Raw genomic sequence first — 19,541 nt, 5'->3', positions numbered from 1 at the left:
TAGGTAAAATAGGGAGGTGTCCGGTTATTGTATTACAGAAACCAATTGAACGTAAGAACATCTTTGGTCAGGCCAGGATTATTAGTGGCCAGTAAAAGATGGACTAAGGCAGAGAACGATGGCAGAGTGATGCAGGCTTGGGCGGTAGCAATTATTGCAACTCCCGCGTTATCTGCTTCGTCACCAGCAGAAATAAGCCTTGCGCTTCGAATGAAAGTAGGTTTTAATGTTGGTGCTTTTGCGGTGGATGCTGGTCTGCAAACGGTTGCTAATACCATAGAACATAGGAATATATTTACCAACTATAACTTTCTAAGTGGAGGGGCGGCTCTGCTCATCGGCGCTCCGGAAGGAGCACCTTTAAATAACATAATTGGGGTTAATTTAATGACTGCTACAGCAGGAAGCAGTGTTAATTTATCGATTAATGGAATAAGTACAGGAGACATTCTGTCCTTCAATCCTCTATCAATCCTAATCGGTACGGTGTTTGGTAGCGCAGCCGGTAAGGTCTCTCTGTCTGTCGGTGGAGGGGCAACAATGGATGCCTTAGTCTCTCCTATCAACTTCAGTGGCACAGCAGTTGATGAAGCAACAAAACCAAAGGATCAATAACATACCATGAAAAAAATAAATAAAATTTTCGGCCCTATCATTGGTGCGCTTTTAATAATTGGCGTCATATATACATTTTACAAATCGAACCAACTTCATCATCATTATGCGTTTGCTGTTGGAATTATAACAGAAATTACTCCACCGGGATACAAGGGCTACGGTGATTATTCAGTTTTATTTGAGTACAAGGTAAATGGCAAGACATGCCGTGACAATAATAACTTCAAATACTGTCCGGGCCAAAATATGGTGCAGATTAAGGCGCTATTAATAGGCAAACAGTTTCCAGTTGCGTATGGCACTAAGGACGCCTCTGGAGGGGTTATGCTGTTGACCCAATATCATGCGGATCAATTCAAATATACCCTACCTGATTCTGTAAGGTTTTATGATTCGGTGATAATGTGTAAATAGACTATCCGATATATCCTGTGCTGGTCCGAAACCAGCCCCAAAGTATAGGTTTTGGGACGTGTGTTTTTCTTTGAAAGGAAAATTGCCTCTTGGAGGCTATAAAGTTCTTTGAACAAGGTAAAAATCCGACTGCCGCAGAAAATAGGGTCGGATGAAAAGGGGATGGCAGGTATTATCCGTTTGGTCTCACGACGGTGGGCATCAGATAAAGCGCTGAAAGGCCAATGCTTTGAAATAAATATAAATTCAACGGCAAGAAACTTAATAATATGACCATATGTCTTCCTCAATTGTGTGTAGTTTGATGCGGAGAGTCTAAAAAAGTCGATGAGGTAGACAGGCACCGCAAGGTAAGACGTGCTGACTGAGGACAAACACCCGCTGAAAATGAAGCAGCCGTTTGTCCCGATTGTCATACAAAATTACACCAATGAGTATAGAAAAAAACAACAGCTTAAGGATCTAGTTCAATCAAATATTAGTGAATTCGGATATCATTTAACTATCGTAGGTAGTTCAATACTACCGAGACATGCTTATACGATAGGGTTGACTGGGTTAAACATTTTTAGTTGGTATTTTCGGGAGGGATTTATTATCTCAAGAATGAGTTAATGAAAATAATTAACGCTCTTGCCAGTGAGCTTAATAAAGGCGATGTTAGTGTAGCCCTTCGCTTGATAATTTGACCTGGTTGACAGGCAAGCATTTTGCCTGGCAGAAAACATAATAAATGAAAACAATTAGATTTATTGCCTATCTTTTTTATAGATATTATTCAAGTGGGGCAACAAAGGACATTCCATATTTTAGCACCTTATGCGCTTTAGTGATGCTAATAGGGCTTCATATCTTTCAAATTCTTGTGCTGTTTGACAAAGCGAGCCTGCTTCCTACAAGTAATGAGAATACAAGAGCAGTGAATTTTCTTATCATAGCACTTTGCTTGCTGCCGATCTTTTTTTTGGCATCACGTCTTATTAAGAAGTCGGACTTACATGAAATGCACTATGAAGAAAGCAGAATAAAGAAGGGGAATAGATTATTGATTTTATACATTGTTGCTTCGATTGTATTGCTTCTTTTTTTTATTCTCCTATCAAAGGAGCAGGGTTGTTTGATTTAATTGTGTACTCAACTATCTCTTTTTAATTTCTCCTTGCTCAAAGTTAGTACCAAAGGGGTCGGCAAACCACGTTCAACAAAACGTCCAAAAATACCATTTCATGATTTAGTACGATGGCATTATAAAAGCAATTACCCCGGCCAAAACAACTTTAGAATAATGGGGGGTTGAAATTGGCGAAGAAATGAAGGTTGCTTCCGATAAACACATTAAATGTATATTGTATTTAATTAAGTAAAAGCCATGAGCGTAGCAGCAATATATAAGTTTGAAAAAAAGGAAAGTTCTTGATACACGCATTAGCAAAGATTAAAATGGGCGCGCGAATAGCATCCGAACCATTTATATGGTTGGATAATACTGCAAATTCAGATGAACTAGTGGGGCATATTCTCTCGGCTTTGCGAGACGAGAAGAAGGTATCGCCAAATCCGGCTAATTGGTCCGATCACGCGAAGGAATATTTAAGAAAGATTGGCTTGAATAAAGAAAAAGAACTTTATGATGGTTCTAAATACGTTCAGATCGTAAAACAAGGGAAGATTATTTCTTTTTGTCCAACAATTAATTTGCCCAAGGGAGGTTTTACAAACATTTCCCCTCAGAAAATTGCCGTTGCTGAAGATGACGATGTGATTAAGATTAAATTGGCTTTAGAGGATGCGTTTAATTTGTGCGAATGATGGGTTTTTGGGACGCCAAATGTAGATGTCTTCTTTGATGATTTACAGGTATCGCCTTCCGCAACAATTGATAGCCTCTTATTCTTTTTTTGCCCGTTAAATTACAATTTCTATCATATTGATAACAAATGCTGGCGATTTCTTCCACCGAATCAAATATATTGTATAAATTAAATGGCTAAGGGCGATTACTCGTTAATTAAACAGGTATTAAAATGTTTAAACAAATGCATGTTGTTGCGCAAATGGTGATAGTAAGCTTTTCCTTTCTGATGGCCCCGGGTGCTTGGGCACAGGAAAAGCCATCAGGGGCGGTGGAGGATTTCAAACCGGCGTCCACCAATCAGGCAGGGAGTGAATACCCTCAGGTTAATTCTGAAGGCCGTGTCAGGGTACGCATCAAGGCTCCCACAGCAAATAATGTCCAGTTGGATATCAGCGGTGCCAAATACCCTTTGACCAGGGGGGCGGACGGCTTTTGGATGGGCGATTCGAAGCCGCTGGACGAAGGCAACCACTACTACGGGCTGGTTATTGATGGCGCCGAGGTGCCCGATCCAGGCAGTACATACATATTCGGCTCCGGTGCCTGGCGTAATGATATCGAGATCCCGGCAGGTGATCAGGACTTCTATGCCATGAAAAACGTGCCTCACGGCCAGCTGCGCGAAATTTACTACTATGGAAACACCAGTAGGGCCATCAGGCACTCTTTTGTATATACTCCGCCGGAATACGACAAGGATGTGACAAAACGCTATCCGGTGCTGTATTTGCTCCACGGCTATCGCGAAGGGGAAAGTGGCTGGGGTAACCAGGGGCACGCGGGCCTGATCATGGACAACCTGCTTGCCGAAGGTAAAGCCAGGCCATTTATAATAGTGATGGAAAACAGTGGTACTACAGGCGATTTGAGCAAACAAGGCGGCTTTGCCGGTTTCGACTTTGGTATATTCGAACACATACTTCTTGAGGACGTGATCCCGTACATTGATACCAATTTCCGCACAATAGCGGATCAGCAACACCGGGCGATGGCCGGCTTATCTATGGGCGGTATGCAGACTAAGCGTATCACGCTGCCTAACCTTAACACGTTTTCGCATATTGGTCTTTTCAGCGGCGGTAGCATTTCCATCAATGATGTAGACAAAGCCCCCGGGTTTAAGGAAAAGATCAAACTGGTATTCGTTGGTTACGGAAGCCGCGAACTCGATAAGGATCATAGCGCTTTCGGCGGTGACCCCAAAGTAAACACCGAAGCGCTGAAGCAAGCCGGTATCAACAGCGTGTTTTATGTTTCGCCGAATACAGCCCACGAATGGCAGAGCTGGAGGCGCAGTTTACACGAGTTTGCCCCCTTGCTGTTCCGTGACGGTGCAACGGGTGCCCGTAGGGGTGGCTTTGGCGGACCCATTCAACTGGGACCCGACGATAAGCCCGCATTTGACAATCCACCTGCCGGGTTCAGGGACAAGCGGGAAAAGATTGCTCACGGCACTATTGCTACTGTACAGTATGACTCCAGAACGCTCTCCACACGCCGGGAAATGCTGGTTTATACGCCTCCCGGTTATTCACCCGGCCGAAAGTACCCGGTGATTTATTTACTGCACGGTCTCAATTCCGGTGCCGGTCAATGGCCGTACTGGGTCCATGCGGATAATGTCATCGACAACCTGCTGGCCGACGGTAAGATCGGACCAGTGATCATGGTTTTTCCTAACTGCAATACAAACACAACTGTGTCCAATCCCAAACCTGATGAACAGGAAGAGCGGAAAGGCGGATTTAAAGGTTATGGCAAATCTTTCGAAGATGATTTGCTCAACGATATCATCCCTTACATCGAATCTCACTATTCGGTTTACGCCGACCGCAAACATCGTGCACTCTCAGGGTTGTCCATGGGCGGTGGCCAATCCCTGAATATCGGCCTTTCGCATATCAATACTTTTGCTTATGTCGGTGGATTTTCGTCAGCCCCGAATACAAATGAATTCGGGGGACTTTCTGATACCAAACTGCTGCCGGATTTGGCGGCAGCCAGACAGCAGCTCAAAGTACTGTGGCTTGGCTGTGGCAGCAAAGATGGGCTGATCAGCGTCAGCCAGCATGTGCACCAGCACCTGAAAGAACAAGGGGTTCCGCATGTATGGCACGTGGATGGCAATGGTCACGACGATACCGAGTGGGCCAATAATCTATATCTTTTTGTACAGCATATTTTCAGATAATTCACTTTTGAATGTATTCACCGATCTCCGGTTTCTACGAAAAGCATCGATGTCCCTTCTTCAAAGATAGTCTTTGGATTTCCTCCCGAATGCGTGATATAAAAATCACTCCTTAACATTTCCCACCCTGTCTTGAAACAATCAGGCACCCTGGTGAACATTTCCTACCCTAATTTGAAACAATCAGGCATCAGGGTGCAACCGGTATGGCATAACATTTGATATCAGAACGGCTTCAGCCAACGAATAAAATACGCTCATATGAAACAATGTTATCCAAAAAAGTTTTTGCTGCTCTTATTGTTGCACATATGTCAGCAAAAGCTATTGCTCACACCTATGCTTGGAAAAATGTAAAGATCGGTGCCGGTGGTTACCTAGCCGGACTTGTTTTTAACCCCGCTCAAAGTAGCCTGCTATACATGGCTACCGGTTTGTATACCCCATTCTCCGGAACTCTCTGTTTCTCCAACTATTAAAAACCACAATTATGACAAAGACTAACGCTTTTAGCCCTTTTTATTGTCGGCCACGATTTATAGTGGCTTTTTTGCTGATTCTTTCTTGCTTTTCACAAACAAAACTAATTGGACAAACATTTGGTAATGTAGCCTTGGGTGGAGGCGGTTTTGTATCAGGAATTATAAGTCATAAAACATCAGGCGATATTTACTGTCGGACGGATGTTGGAGGCGCTTACCGTTGGGATGCCGTAAATTCAAAATGGATTCCTTTGCTCGATTGGACTTCAGAGGATCAAACTACATACCAGGGGGTGGAAGCACTGGCGCTGGACCCCCGGAATGCAAATAATCTATATATACTTGCAGGAACTTCTTACTTCAACGGTGGGAAAACAGCGATCTTAAAATCCACAGATAAGGGAAATACATTTACTGAAGTGGTAGTAACCTCACAATTCACTGCTCATGGAAATGGAATGGGAAGATCCAACGGGGAACGCCTGGCTGTGGATCCTAATAACAGTAACATCCTTTTTTGCGGAACAAGAGCAAATGGTTTATGGAAAAGTACCAACGGAGGATCCAACTGGACGCTGGCCTGGAATGGAGTAACAACAACAAGCAATGGAAACGGCATCTGCTTTGTAGTGTTTGACCCTTCCAGTGTTTCGGGAGGAGTTACCAAAACTATTTATATAGGAGTTTCCCGCACGGGAGGCAGTAATATATATAAAAGTACCGACGGAGGCAGCACTTTCACAGCAATTCAGCCTGATAATTCATTTATGCCACACAGGGCTGTTTTATCTCCTGATAATTCTTCCTTATATGTGGCAATGGCGGACGCTGAGGGTCCATCGAACGGCAGCAGCGGAAGAGTTTACAAACTTACTACTGCTACCGGAGCCTGGACCAACATTACTCCAAATGGGAATAATTACCCTTATAGCGGAATAAGTGTTGATCCGGCAAATTCGAACAGGATTATTGCTTCAACTACTAACGTGTGGAGCAACAATCAGTTTGGCACCACATGGGCGGATTTTATTTACTTTTCTACCGACGGAGGAAGTACCTGGGCCTCAAAGTTGACGCCCACAAGTACCCTGAACAATAACGGCATTGGCTGGATCGCTGGTCGTGGGATACATTGGGCGGGTAGCATTGACTTTGACCCGTTAAATACGGCAAGAGTAAGGGTTATATCGGGGAATGGACTTTTTACCTGCGATGATATCAATGCATCCACCACTTCCTGGAAATTTGATGTAAAAGGAATGGAAGAAACCGTCGTGATGGATGCCATCAGCATTCCCGGTGGTAATTTTATTACAGGAGTAGGAGACCAATATGGAGCAACATATTCAGATGTTTATGCCTATCCGTCGCAGGTACATACTCCAACCACAGCTTCTAACAACGGGTTAGCTTATGCCGCAAATAATATTAATAAAGTAGTAAGAGCTACGGATAAATTATATTACTCTACCGATCAGGGAGCAACCTGGACGCAAGCGGCTTCTACTAATGGCGGCGGCTATGGGAAAGTAGCATTGTCAGCAGATGGAAATACGACACTTCATTGTCCCGGCGGCGCAAGTACTACTTATTATTCAACCAATAATGGAGGATCTTGGACAAGTACAGGAGTTACTAATGTGCAGGATGCTCATCCAATAGCAGACTACGTGAATGCCAATAAATTTTATATTTATAGTCCTGGCAGCGGACAACTGTTAGTAAGTACCAATAAAGGAGTAAGTTTTACCGCCTCATCATCCAATCCCGGTTCAGGTGGTTCAAATCGTGCAAGGGCTGTTCCCGGCAATGAGGGACATGTGTGGGTGGCTTTGGCGAATGGATTGACGTATACTACAAATAATGGAACCTCATGGACAACTGTTTCCAATGTTACTTATTGCAGAGCTGTTGGATTTGGCAAAGCTGCAACGGGAGCTACTTATCCCACTGTCTATATTTGGGGAACTGTTGGCGGAGTTAAAGGTGTTTTCCGTTCTACTGACCAGGGTGCTTCCTGGACACGAATAAATGACGATGCCCATGAGTGGGGAGGTGTGGGGAACGGTAATTTTATAATGGGCGATATGAACGTATATGGCCGTGCATATATGTGTACCGTGGGACGTGGTCTGATTACTATCGAATTGGGTGGCAGCAGCTGTACTCCTACGTCTATTACACCCTATGTACAGATTAATGGCGGAAGCTGGCAGCAGACAGCCAACGCTACTGTAGCAGCGGGGGGCAGTGTGCTGTTTGGCCCACAGCCTGTGCAGGGAGGATCGTGGAGCTGGAGCGGTCCGAATAATTTTAGTGCTACTACACGTGAAGCAGGCATTTCAAATATCCAGGTAAACCAGGCAGGGAACTATGTGGCCACCTATACCAATACCAGCGGATGCCAAAGCACGCAGACCTTTAGCCTCGCCGTTACCGGCTCCATACTGAGAGAATACTGGACAGGGATCAGCGGAACTGCTATCAGCAACCTCACCTCCAATGCCAATTATCCAAACAATCCAACAGGTAGCGGGCAGCTCACCAGCCTGGAAGGCCCCACCAACTGGGCAGATAACTATGGAACCAGAATTCGCGGCTATATCTATCCGCCTGCAAGTGGAAGCTACACTTTCTGGCTGGCGGGAGATGATAACACGGAGCTATACCTGAGCACCAACGACAACCCGGCTAATGCATCAAGGATAGCATACGTAAGTGGATGGACGAATTCGAGAGAATGGAATAAGTACAGCACACAGCAGTCTGTTACCATTAACCTCACTGCCGGCCAAAAATATTACATCGAAGTGCTTCACAAGGAAGGTTCTGGTGGAGATAATGTAGCTGTAGCCTGGCAGGGTCCCGGCATTACGCAACAGGTGATCGCCGGAAACTATCTCTCGCCGTTCATTCCGGGCCAAGGCACCAAAATAGCATCGCAAGTGAACATAATTAATGGGGGTGCTGTTAGCCTGAATCCGAATAATGAGGATGCTGTTAGCCTGTATCCGAACCCCTCCGATGGCGGACGGTTTATGATCCTTCTTCCGGGATCTATCGAAAAGGCTGTCGTAAGTATTTATGATGACCTGGGCAGAATGGTTTACAAAAAGAATGTTCAGGGCGGTAACGGGATACAGATCAATTCGCAGCTTAAGACAGGGCTCTATATGGTGCGGATAAATTCGAATGCAGGTAGCTTCACTAAGAAGATCATCGTTAAATAATAAATTTCTCATCAGTTAATTGGGAATGCTTCGCAGGAAGCATTCCCATTTTTTTAAATCATAGTTTTGAAAATGAATGATAGATATGACTGGGTGAAAAGGCCCGGACATCACACCATCTAAGCCCGGTGTAGCAACGCTCGATGGGTGTTGAGGGATCTGTATAAGTGAAGATACCAGATGCTTTTCGCTGACCTACCGATCTGAGGCAAAGAGTCGTTCAGGATCTCCTGATCGCTTGTATTGACGGCCTGAAGGGTTTTGAGGAAGCCATCCGGACGATCTTTCCCAATGCCGAGGTTCAGACCTGCGTGGTTCTCCAGATCCGCAACTCACTGAAGTATGTGGCCAGCAAAGACCAGAAAGTATTTATGGCTGATTTAAAGCCCGTCTATCAGGCGATGAATAAAGACCAGGCCGAAGCAAACCTTTTGGAGCTGGAGGAGAAGTGGGGTAAGAAATATCCGGTGGTAATCGATTCTTGGAGAAGCAATCGGGATAAGTTGACGACCTACTTCCGGTATCCGGATGCGATCCGAAAAATGATCTATACGACCAACACGATCGAGGGGTACCATCGCCAAATCCGAAAAGTGACCAAGAATAAGGGAGCTTTTACCAGTGACATGTCCCTGTTGAAATTGATTTGCCTGGCCACCGAGCGGATCGCCAGAAAATGGACTATGCCTTTACACGGATGGGCCGTTTCTGCATCCCAGCTAAAGATTATCTTTGGAGAGAGAATGAGTACCGATCTATGATAGGGCTCCGTAAAAAAGAGGCGGCGACTTGCTCTTTGGATGGAGCCGTCGCCGCCGCAATTAAACTGGTTCAAATTTACTGTCTGGATTTGTCCATACTCTACATCCCAATATGAAGAAAGCACTTGTTATCTCTTTAGTTCAACCAATAACAGTTTGGATAATTGATAGGGCTATTGCATATTTCATTCTAAAAGACTTTGAAACCTATAAAAACATCACTGCCGTAGAACTAACAGGTTTACTATCTAGAAAATACTATCTTATCAGCGCTGTTAATGTAGTATTGTCTATTATGCTATATTTTATTTTAAGGAAGTTCACCGAAACCACCAATTTCACTAAATTTATCCTTTGTATATCGGCCTTTATTTTAAACGTAGTAGTTGTTCGTTATTTTTAGCGGTGTCGGCATTCAAAATGAAACTGGCGCCATAGTAAAAAGTACTATCTGACACAGTCAATTTACAGACCCTAAAATGGCTTCATGCCACAAGTTGCACTTGCTGGCTAAATCAAAACCTGCATACAATCTTTTTCGCCAATTTTTGGTAAACTATCTTCATCAAGCTCTTTCCTTATTAGGCTGCAAGCATTCGCAACAATATTTCCCACTGATTGGATCCGGATAGTCAGGGCCCTGACCTTCGCAATTCTTTAGAATAATCGATACGACTTGCATTTCAGCCTGAAAATAGAACGATGAAAACAATGTATTTGTTATTTTAATATTGTGTGCCCAGTCAGGATTAGCTCCGCTGATCCTTATACTCCTGCGAGGGTCTTGCCCGAAGGCCTCCAGCGCCTTCGGCGCTGCGTTTTTTGCACTTGTCCGCTTAGACGAGCTATCGCTCGCCACGCTCCTGAAATGCAAAAACCCCGACTTTCGTCGGGGCCTTCGTGCCCAGGAAAGGATTCGAACCTTCACACCCTTTCGGACGCTGCGACCTGAACACAGTGCGTCTACCAATTTCGCCACCTGGGCATCTTTTTGAAACTCAACGCTCTTGACGAGCCTAGTTCCTCATTCAGGGCTGCAAATATAGGAAAAGAAAAAATTGTGGCCCAAGAAAAATCTAAAATTTATTCCGCCGCCACCACACCCATCCCCGGGAACACCTTTTGCTGCCTAATACCCTTTAAACCAAATATATCCATTATGCACCTCATTCTCGGCGCCACGGGCCACATCGGCTCAGCCTTAGCAAAAAACCTTCTCCAGCATGGAGAACCCGTCACGGTCATCATCCGCAACGAAAAAAAAGCAATAGAATGGCAGCAGACGGGTGCCAAAGTAGCCATTGCTGACGTCCTCGATACGGACAAACTAAAAGATATATTCAAACAAGGAAAAAAGCTGTTCCTCCTCAATCCTCCGGCCCCTCCCCACACCGACACCGTCATGGAGGAGAGGCGAACATTATACGCCATATTAAAAGCGCTTGAAAATTCAGGTATTGAGAAAGTCGTAGCCGAATCCACTTATGGTGCACAACCCGGTGATGGCATTGGCGACCTGGGTGTGCTGTATGAAATGGAGCAGGCCCTGAAAACAATGAACATCCCGCACTCCATCATCAGGGGCGCCTATTACATGAGCAACTGGGACAGGTCGCTGGCGACGGCCAGAAAGGAGCAGAAGATCTACACCCTGTATCCCATCGGGTTCAAGCTCCCCATGGTGGCGCCTAAAGACATCGCCAAGGTCGCTGCCCGGCTCATGATGCGGCCCGTGGAGCAGAGAGGCCTGTATTATGTGGAAGGTCCGGAATTTTACTCCGCAGCCGACGTAGCGGATGCATGCGCAAAAGCCTTGGGCACACCCGTGACAGCCATAACGACGCCCAAGGACCAATGGCAAAGAACCCTGGAATCCGCAGGCTTCTCACCCAAAGCCGCCGCCTCCATGGCTGCCATGACGGACCTCACATTGAATGACCCATTCAACACGGAATCCCCGATCAAAGGCACCACGACGATAGAGGAATATATCAGCGACCTTTCCACCCCGTCAGCAGAACGCCCGCTATTACAAGCAAGGTCCCAATCACTTGCTCAATGAAGATAGGATCGCCCAGGATAAAATGGGCTTGTAGGATCGTGGAGACAGGACCGACGCTGGTGACGATGGCCGCATTGTTGGCCCCGATCCTTCGCATGCCTTCCGACAGCATGAAAGAAGGGATCACCGTGGCAAGCAGGGCCAGCAGCAGCCCGTACATCCAAAGCTGCCCGGATGCGGCGCCGGTAGGAAGATGAAAATTCCCCGACACCCAGCCCCGAACGAGGAAATGAAGAAAGACGCTGCCGACGGCGACCAGCATGCTGTACGTAGTAAACGTAAAAGGAGAGACCACCCGGACCACACGCCCCATGCCCGACAGGTAAAAGGCATACGTGACGGCGCACAGAAAGACGAGGAAACTGCCCCAGTAGAATTGAGCATTGCCCGCGTCCACTTTCAGCTCCCCGAAATAAGCGATGCCGATGCCCGTATAGGTCAGCAGGAGCGCCAGGCCCTGCACCCGGCTGATCCGCTGCCGGAAAACCACGGCGTTGATCAGGACGGCAAAGCTGGGATAGAGGAAGAGGATCAGCCGCTCCAGCCCCGCGGAAATATATTGCAATCCCGCAAAATCAAAATAGCTGCTGAAATGATAGCCCAGGATCCCCAGCACGATGATCCACATCCATTGCCGCGAAGTCATGGACGATGCCATGCGGGGGGCCTGAGAATCTGACAGCCCCTCCGGCTGACCGACCGAACCCTGACCGACCGAACCCCGACCAATCGAACCCTCAACCACTCGCACGCGCCTGCCCCACAGGGCCGCCAGCGTATAAAAAGGCAAAGAGAACAACATCCGCAGCGACAGCAGCGTCAGCGCATCTACGGATGTTGCCTGGAAAGCTTTTTTGATGATGATCGCCTTAGTGGAGAACAGCACAGCCCCCGTAAAGGAGATGAGGAATCCCGCTAAAGGCAAATGCTGCCTAGACGGAGACATTAAAATCCCTCAATGCGTCATTCAGGCTGGTTTTCAGGTCCGTGCTGGGCTTACGCTGTCCGATGATCAGCGCACAGCTGACATTGTATTCGCCCGCGGGGAACTTCTTCGGGTAAGTGCCCGGTATCACCACGCTGCGGGCCGGTACCCGTCCCTTATATTCCACAGGCGTTGGCCCGCTGACATCGATGATCTTGGTGGATTGGGTTAGCACGACATTCGCCCCCAATACGGCCTCTTTTTCAATGATGACGCCTTCCACGACAATGCTGCGGCTGCCCAGGAAAGCGCCGTCCTCGACGATGACGGGTGAAGCCTGGAGGGGCTCCAGTACGCCGCCGATGCCCACGCCGCCGCTGAGATGTACGCCCTTGCCGATCTGCGCACAGCTGCCCACCGTTGCCCAGGTATCCACCATGGTGCCCTCGTCGACATAAGCCCCGATATTCACATAGCTGGGCATCAGCACGACGTTCTTCGCCAGGTAAGCGCCATAGCGTGCCACCGAATGGGGGACAGCCCGTACGCCCAGCTCCTTATAATTCTTCTTCAACAACATCTTATCATAGAATTCGAAGGGCGCAAGGTCCCAGGTCTGCATGGGCTGGATCCCAAAATACAGGAGGATGGCCTGCTTCACCCATTCGTTCACCTGCCAGCCTTCGGCAACAGGAGAGGCTACCCGCAGTCGGCCCTTGTCCACTTCCTCGATGACGGCCCTGACGGCATCCGCGTATTTGGCTTCCTTCAATAGATCCCGGTTGGCCCAGGCTTCTGCGATCAATTGTTTCAATTCCATCGAAAAATTTTTTGCGAAGGTACTATCTTTACAGCTTATGCTTTCCCAGGACTTTCAACAGGACATCGATCCTTCTCTGGCTACGCTGCAGGCCGGCGGCCTCATTCTGTATTCCACCGATACCATTTGGGGCATAGGCTGCGACGCCACGGACGCGGCTGCCGTCGAAAAAGTATATGCGCTGAAACAAAGGGCCGAGTCCAAAAGCCTCATCATCCTGATGGCGGATAAAAAGGATATCCTGCGATACACCAGCCAGCCCGATCTGCGCATCTTCGATTACCTGGACACCGTGACCAAACCGACCACGGTCATCTATGAAGGCGCCATGGGCCTGGCGCCTAATTGCATCGCCGCCGACGGCACCGTAGCCATCCGGCTGGTGGAGGACCCCTTCTGCCGGCATCTCATCAAAAGGTTCCGCAAGCCCCTCGTGTCCACTTCCGCCAATATCTCCGGCATGCCGGCGCCCGCAAGCTTTAAGGACGTCGATGCAAAAATAAAAGCCGGCGTAGATTACATCGTACGCCATAGACAGGATGACAACACCCAACGTGAACCCTCCGCCATCGTACGCTGGAACAAGGACGCCACCATCACCATCATCCGGTCGTAAAAAAACCTACCTTCGCGCCGTGCAAAAATTCCTGGTCATACAAACAGCATTCATAGGAGATGTGGTATTGGCGACAGGTATTATAGAAAAGTTACATGCCCGCTTTCCCGATGCGCACATCGATTTCATGGTGAGAAAAGGCAATGAAGCCCTCCTGGCCGGACACCCCTTTCTCAATGAAGTACTTGTCTGGGACAAGCGGCAGCAAAAGCTAAAAAACCTTTTCCGCCTGATTAGACAGGTACGACGTACAAAGTATGACACGGTGATCAACGTCCAGCGGTTTGCCGCCACTGGCCTGTTGACTGCCCTCTCCGGCGCAAAAGAGACCATCGGCTTCGACAAGAATCCCCTGAGTAAATTTTTCACCAGGCGCATCCCCCACATCGTCAGCACCAGCGCCGCTCCCCTCCACGAGATCCAACGCAACCAGGAGCTGATCAGGCATCTTACGGACGACGTACCAGCCAATCCCCGGCTCTATCCCACAAAAGAAGACTATATAAAGGTAGAAGCCTACAAAAACCAAAAATACCTCACCATCTCCCCGGCCTCTGTCTGGTTCACCAAGCAATACCCGAAGGAGCAATGGATAACATTTATCGATAAGGTCCCCAAAGATTACCATATTTACCTCCTGGGCGCACCGTCAGACAAAGACCTCTGCACCTATATAGTCAGGCACCACCTGAACAACCAAAACCTCACCGACCTCAGCGGCCAGCTCAGCTTCCTGCAATCCGCCGCTCTTATGCGGGACGCCCACATGAATTACGCCAATGACTCGGCGCCCATGCACTTTGCCTCCGCCCTCAATGCACCCGTGACGGCAGTGTATTGCTCCACCATCCCCGCCTTTGGCTTTGGCCCCCTGTCCGACAGGAAATTTATCGTGGAGTCGCCGCAGCCCCTGGACTGCCGCCCCTGCGGCCTGCACGGATATAAGGCCTGCCCCTTAGGTCATTTTCATTGTGCCCATTACATCAAAGACGAACAGCTCCTGGCCAGTCTGTAGAGCACCTCCCCAACCTTGTAAAACACCTGACCACCCCCCCCAACACACCTAACCAATCCTTACCTTTGCACCGTTTATGGATATCATTTGCACTGAAAAAGAGTTGTTCGTATTCAATAAGATAGCCGCGGCAGCCGAAGCGCTCGGCGTACCCTGCTTCCTCATCGGGGGATTTGTCCGCGACAAGCTCATCGGCCGCCCTACCAAAGACGCCGACATCGTCTGCGTTGGGGATGGCATCGAGCTGGCCCATAAGGTAGCCGACAGCTTCCACCCCCGGCCTTCCGTGTCCTTCTTCAAGAATTTCGGCACCGCCCAGATCAAGCTGGACGACTGGGAGATCGAGTTCGTAGGCGCCCGGAAAGAGAGCTACCGGCAGGATTCCCGCAATCCGCAGGTCGCGCCCGGGACCATCGAGGACGATCAGCTGCGGAGGGATTTTACCATCAATGCCATGGCCATCAGCCTGAATAAGGCGGACTACGGCCGCCTGATCGACCCCTTCGAAGGCCGCCAGGACCTGGAGCGTCGGATGATCCGTACCCCCCTGGACCCCCTGCAGACCTTCAGTGACGACCCCCTCCGGATGATGCGGGCCACCCGGTTCGCCACCCAGCTGGATTTCACCATCGACGAGGCCGCTTTCAACGCGATCAAAGCGGACGCCCACCGCATTTCCATCGTGTCCCAGGAACGTATTACGGACGAGCTGAATAAGATCATCCTCTGCCAAAAGCCTTCCATCGGCTTTGACCTCCTGTACCGCAGCGGCCTCCTGTCCATTATTTTCCCCCAGATGGTTGACCTGGCAGGCGCGGAATACATCGACGGGATGGGGCATAAGGATAATTTCTACCATACCCTCCAGGTGTTGGACAATATCTCGAAGAACACGGGCGACCTCTGGCTGCGCTGGGCGGCGATCCTCCATGACATCGGCAAGCCCCCGACCAAACGTTTTGAAAAGGACCATGGCTGGACCTTTCATGGTCACGAAGTGGTAGGAGGGAGGATGGTGCCGAAAATTTTCACAAAGCTCAAGCTGCCCCAGAACGAAAAAATGCGTTTTGTACGTAAGATGGTGGAATACCATTTGCGTCCCATCAGCCTGACGAAGGAGAATATCACTGACTCGGCCATACGCCGGCTCCTGTTCGATGCCGGAGATGACATAGACTCCCTGATGACCTTATGCGAAGCCGATATTACGTCGAAGAATAAGCAAAAAGTCCGCCGCTTCCTGGAGAACTTCGAAATGGTGAGACAAAGACTGAAGGAAGTAGAGGAGAAAGACCAGATCCGCAACTGGCAGCCGCCTATCACAGGCGAGATGATCATGGAGAAATTCGGGCTGCCCCCCGGCAGGATGGTGGGTGAGCTGAAGAATGCCATCCGGGAAGCGATCCTTGACGGCGTCATCGAAAATAACTATGAGGCCGCAGCCGATTTTATGTTGAAAAAAGCCGCCGATCTCAAGCTCGTCCCTGTAAAATAAGTGCTGGTGGAATAGCAGGTGCAAATACGAATAATTCATATTATCTTGTGACCTTAATTAGTTTTTTAACTTTAATTTGTTTCTTGAATTAATCAGTGCTTATGGCCATTTTGAAATTCAGGGTTTATTTCGAGGAAGATGATAGCATTTACAGGGATGTGGCGGTTAAACATACCCAGACTTTCCTGCAGCTGCATCAGGTGATCCTGCGCGCTTATGAATTTGATAGTAAGCACCAGGCCACTTTCTATCGCAGCAATGACAACTGGCAAAGAGGAAGGGAGATCTCCCTGGAAAAATACGATAAGGCCTATAAGGTGGAACCCTTGCTCATGGATGCCACTCCCATCGGCTCCGAGATCCGCGACCCCAACCAAAAATTCATCTACGTATACGATTTTGTAAAGAATTGGAGCTTTCTCGTGGAATTGATCAATGTGTCCAAAGAAGAAAGCGGCAAGCTGGATTATCCTGCCGTCGTCAAGTCGGAAGGGATCCCGCCCTCCCAATATGGCACCAAGGGCCTCGTGGGTGACAAGCTCACCGAGATAGAGGAAAAGTATGACCTCACCAAAGGAACGGAAGGCTTCAATGTAAAAGAAGAGGACGGCACGGACGCAGCCGCGGAAGAGGAGGAGACGGAGAGCGAAGAAGAAAGCGAAGAACCGACCACGGATGAATGAGCCCACGGTCATCATTATTGCAGGCCCGACGGCGGTAGGCAAGACGGCCGTGGCTGTCCGCCTGGCACAGCAACTTTCCACGAAGATCATCTCAGCCGACAGCCGCCAGTGTTTTAAGGAGCTGAATATTGGCGTCGCCAAACCCTCCCCGGAGGAGCTGCAGGCTGTCCATCATTATTTCATCAGCTCCCATTCCATCCACGAAGAAGTGACGGCCGCCAGCTTCGAAGCGCTGGCCCTCCAATGGACGGACGACATCTTCAATGAACAAACAAAAGCAGGCAAGCCACCCGTCGCCGTCATGGTCGGCGGCACCGGTCTGTATATAAAGGCCTTCACCGAAGGGCTGGATACCATCCCCTCCATCGATCCATTCGTCCGCCAGGAGATCCAGCAACAATATGCCGCCGCCGGCATGGACTGGCTGCAGCAACAGGTAAAGGAGGCCGATCCCGCATTCTTCCAGGCAGGGGAGATCCAAAACCCCCAGCGCCTCATGCGGGCCCTGGAAGTGATAAGGTCCACCGGCCGGTCCATTCTCGACTTTCGTACCCGGAACAGGAAGCCCAGGCCTTTTAATATAAAGACCATCGGCCTCCAGCTGCCCAGAGAAACCTTGAACCAAAGGATCAATCACCGGGTAGACATGATGATGGACCAGGGCCTGCTGGACGAAGTAAAAGCCCTGGAACCCTACAAGCACCTCAACGCCCTCCAGACCGTCGGCTACACCGAACTGTTCGAATACCTTGAAGGAAAGACGTCCCTCGACGAAGCAATAGAGAACATAAAGGTCAATACCCGCCGGTATGCCAAGCGGCAGATGACCTGGTTCCGTAAAGACCCCTCCATCCGGTGGATAGACGCCGGTGAAGGGGTTTCAAAAGATAACCTAACCTTAATATTATCGTAACATCCTGTCTACCGAATTTGCGGCTTAAATTTTCCGACCAGTGGCGACAAACCTGCATCGACTGATAGCGAAGGAATTCGGAGAGGATTTTGCATGGGGCGTGGCCATGGCCGCGGCGCAAAACGAAGGCGCCTGGAGCAGCTACGGTAAAGGCCCCTCCATCTGGGACAATTTTTCCCGCCGCCAGGGCAAGATCAAAGGAGGCGGCAAGCCCACCATCGCCTGCGATTTTTACCATCGGTATAAGGATGACCTGCTCATGGCAAAAGCCCTGGGCTTCTCCGTTTTCCGGTTTTCCATCTCCTGGCCCCGCATCCTCCCCGAAGGAACGGGAAAAGTGAACAAAGAAGGCATCGCCTTTTACCACCGGGTGATCGACGAATGCCTCAAGCTGGGCCTGACGCCCTATGTCACTTTGTACCATTGGGACTTGCCGGCCGCCCTGGAAAAAGAAGGGGGATGGACCAGCCACCTCATGCTGCGTTGGTTCGTCCGCTATGCCGCCCTTTGCGCGGAAGAATATGGCGACAAGGTGAAGAACTGGATCGTGCTCAACGAACCCTTCGGCTTCACCAGCCTGGGATATATGCTGGGCAAGCACGCGCCCGGCAGGATAGGGCTCTCCAACTTCCTGCCCGCCATTCATAATACGGCCCTGGCCCAGGCCGAAGGAGGACGCATCCTCCGTCAGCTGGTGAAAAATGCCCACATCGGCACCACCTTTTCCTGCTCCGAGGTACTGCCCTACACCAGCTCCCCGGAAGATATCCAGGCCGCTAAAAGGGTAGACGTCCTGATGAACCGCCTGTTCATCGAGCCCGCCCTGGGAAGAGGCTACCCCCGCGAAGACTTCAAATTCCTCGATAAGCTGGAGCTCCACAACAAAAGCTGGAAGTATACCGAGAAGATGCATTTCAACTTCGATTTTATAGGCATCCAGAACTACTTCCCCGTCGTCGTCCGCCACAATGCCCTGATCCCCATCGTGCAGGCCTCGGAGGTAAAAGCCACGACCCGCAAAGTGCCCCATACGGCCATGGGCTGGGAGATCAACCCGGACAGCTTCTATCGCCTGATCAAACGGTTCTGGCTCTATGGCGGTGTGAAAGAGATCATCATCAGCGAGAGCGGCGCCTGCTTTAAGGACGAGCTCGTGGGTGGGGTGGTGGACGACCAGCAACGCATCGACTATTACCAACAATACCTGCTGGCCCTCCTCAGGGCTAAAAAAGAAGGCGTGAATGTCAAAGGCTTCTTCGCCTGGACCCTCACCGACAACTTTGAATGGGCCGAAGGCTACAAAGCCCGCTTTGGCCTCATCCACGTAGACTTCAATACCCAGCTGCGCACCATCAAGAATTCCGGCTACTGGTTCCGGGACTGGCTCAGCGGCAAATAATCCCGACACATAATATTTTTCCCAATAAGCAGCCTTTTTTAGGTTAGTACGGTCTCTTCTAT

General features: G+C 49.2%; 16 protein-coding genes, 1 tRNA gene and 1 pseudogene. 15 read left to right on the top strand and 3 right to left on the bottom strand.

Annotation, left to right across the window (positions count from 1 at the left end; genetic code table 11):
- Positions 1-45 precede the first annotated feature (45 nt).
- The 8 genes and pseudogenes from Q4E93_RS06475 to Q4E93_RS06440 all read left to right on the top strand — a co-directional run bounded on the left by Q4E93_RS06475 (position 46) and on the right by Q4E93_RS06440 (position 9,954).
- The gene (locus Q4E93_RS06475) at positions 46-615 is read left to right on the top strand and encodes a hypothetical protein (protein ID WP_303583565.1); all 570 of its coding nucleotides are present in this window, start codon (positions 46-48) and stop codon (positions 613-615) included.
- A gap of 6 nt (positions 616-621) precedes the next feature.
- Positions 622-1,032 (top strand): hypothetical protein, encoded by a 411-nt coding sequence (locus Q4E93_RS06470; protein WP_303583563.1) that lies wholly within the window; start codon positions 622-624, stop codon positions 1,030-1,032.
- 733 nt (positions 1,033-1,765) lie between these two features.
- A complete protein-coding gene (locus Q4E93_RS06465; RefSeq protein ID WP_303583562.1) occupies positions 1,766-2,158 on the top strand; it encodes a hypothetical protein in 393 nt (130 codons plus the stop codon).
- Between the two features lie 287 nt (positions 2,159-2,445).
- Entirely contained in the window at positions 2,446-2,841 is a 396-nt protein-coding gene (locus tag Q4E93_RS06460; protein WP_303583560.1) for a hypothetical protein, read from the top strand.
- Between the two features lie 215 nt (positions 2,842-3,056).
- A complete protein-coding gene (locus Q4E93_RS06455; protein ID WP_303583558.1) occupies positions 3,057-5,078 on the top strand; it encodes an alpha/beta hydrolase-fold protein in 2,022 nt (673 codons plus the stop codon).
- Between the two features lie 490 nt (positions 5,079-5,568).
- Positions 5,569-8,790, top strand: coding sequence for a T9SS type A sorting domain-containing protein (locus Q4E93_RS06450; RefSeq protein ID WP_303583557.1), 3,222 nt, complete (start codon positions 5,569-5,571; stop codon positions 8,788-8,790).
- A gap of 197 nt (positions 8,791-8,987) precedes the next feature.
- Positions 8,988-9,551: pseudogene (locus Q4E93_RS06445) on the top strand (IS256 family transposase); the annotation flags it as partial.
- A 112-nt stretch (positions 9,552-9,663) separates the two neighbouring features.
- A complete protein-coding gene (locus Q4E93_RS06440) occupies positions 9,664-9,954 on the top strand; it encodes a hypothetical protein (protein WP_303583555.1) in 291 nt (96 codons plus the stop codon).
- Positions 9,955-10,452: 498 nt separating this feature from the next.
- Here Q4E93_RS06440 and Q4E93_RS06435 read toward each other — a convergent pair.
- Positions 10,453-10,536, bottom strand: a tRNA-Leu gene (locus Q4E93_RS06435).
- 174 nt (positions 10,537-10,710) lie between these two features.
- Between Q4E93_RS06435 and Q4E93_RS06430 the strand changes: the two genes are divergently transcribed.
- A complete protein-coding gene (locus tag Q4E93_RS06430; RefSeq protein ID WP_303583554.1) occupies positions 10,711-11,613 on the top strand; it encodes an NmrA family NAD(P)-binding protein in 903 nt (300 codons plus the stop codon).
- On the opposite strand, the gene Q4E93_RS06425 is transcribed toward Q4E93_RS06430, so the two are convergent.
- Complete coding sequence (locus Q4E93_RS06425) at positions 11,543-12,559, bottom strand: DMT family transporter (protein WP_303583552.1); 1,017 nt, start codon at positions 12,557-12,559, stop codon at positions 11,543-11,545. The two genes, Q4E93_RS06430 and Q4E93_RS06425, sit on opposite strands and share 71 nt — an antisense overlap.
- Entirely contained in the window at positions 12,546-13,358 is an 813-nt protein-coding gene (locus tag Q4E93_RS06420) for a 2,3,4,5-tetrahydropyridine-2,6-dicarboxylate N-succinyltransferase (RefSeq protein ID WP_303583551.1), read from the bottom strand. The genes Q4E93_RS06425 and Q4E93_RS06420 overlap by 14 nt, the downstream gene beginning before the upstream one ends.
- A gap of 37 nt (positions 13,359-13,395) precedes the next feature.
- On the opposite strand from Q4E93_RS06420, the gene Q4E93_RS06415 reads away from it, so the two are divergent.
- The 6 genes from Q4E93_RS06415 to Q4E93_RS06390 all read left to right on the top strand — a co-directional run bounded on the left by Q4E93_RS06415 (position 13,396) and on the right by Q4E93_RS06390 (position 19,479).
- Positions 13,396-13,974, top strand: a complete 579-nt coding sequence (locus Q4E93_RS06415) for an L-threonylcarbamoyladenylate synthase (protein ID WP_303583549.1) — start codon at positions 13,396-13,398, stop codon at positions 13,972-13,974.
- Between the two features lie 19 nt (positions 13,975-13,993).
- Positions 13,994-14,989 carry a glycosyltransferase family 9 protein gene (locus Q4E93_RS06410; protein ID WP_303583547.1) on the top strand — a complete coding sequence of 332 codons (996 nt, stop codon included), beginning with the start codon at positions 13,994-13,996 and terminating at the stop codon, positions 14,987-14,989.
- Between the two features lie 76 nt (positions 14,990-15,065).
- Positions 15,066-16,484, top strand: a complete 1,419-nt coding sequence (locus Q4E93_RS06405) for a CCA tRNA nucleotidyltransferase (protein ID WP_303583545.1) — start codon at positions 15,066-15,068, stop codon at positions 16,482-16,484.
- A 101-nt stretch (positions 16,485-16,585) separates the two neighbouring features.
- Positions 16,586-17,167, top strand: a complete 582-nt coding sequence (locus Q4E93_RS06400) for an IS1096 element passenger TnpR family protein (RefSeq protein ID WP_303583543.1) — start codon at positions 16,586-16,588, stop codon at positions 17,165-17,167.
- Entirely contained in the window at positions 17,160-18,080 is a 921-nt protein-coding gene (gene miaA, locus Q4E93_RS06395; RefSeq protein WP_303583542.1) for a tRNA (adenosine(37)-N6)-dimethylallyltransferase MiaA, read from the top strand. Before Q4E93_RS06400 ends, miaA begins: the two co-directional genes overlap by 8 nt.
- 40 nt (positions 18,081-18,120) lie before the next feature.
- A complete protein-coding gene (locus Q4E93_RS06390) occupies positions 18,121-19,479 on the top strand; it encodes a GH1 family beta-glucosidase (protein ID WP_303583540.1) in 1,359 nt (452 codons plus the stop codon).
- Positions 19,480-19,541 lie beyond the last annotated feature (62 nt).

It is taken from the genome of Flavitalea plasmicola (assembly GCF_030546645.1).
In the GTDB taxonomy this organism is placed as follows: domain Bacteria; phylum Bacteroidota; class Bacteroidia; order Chitinophagales; family Chitinophagaceae; genus Puia.
The sequence above is the reverse complement of the archived record's forward strand: the minus strand, read 5'-3'. Positions and strand labels throughout refer to the sequence as shown.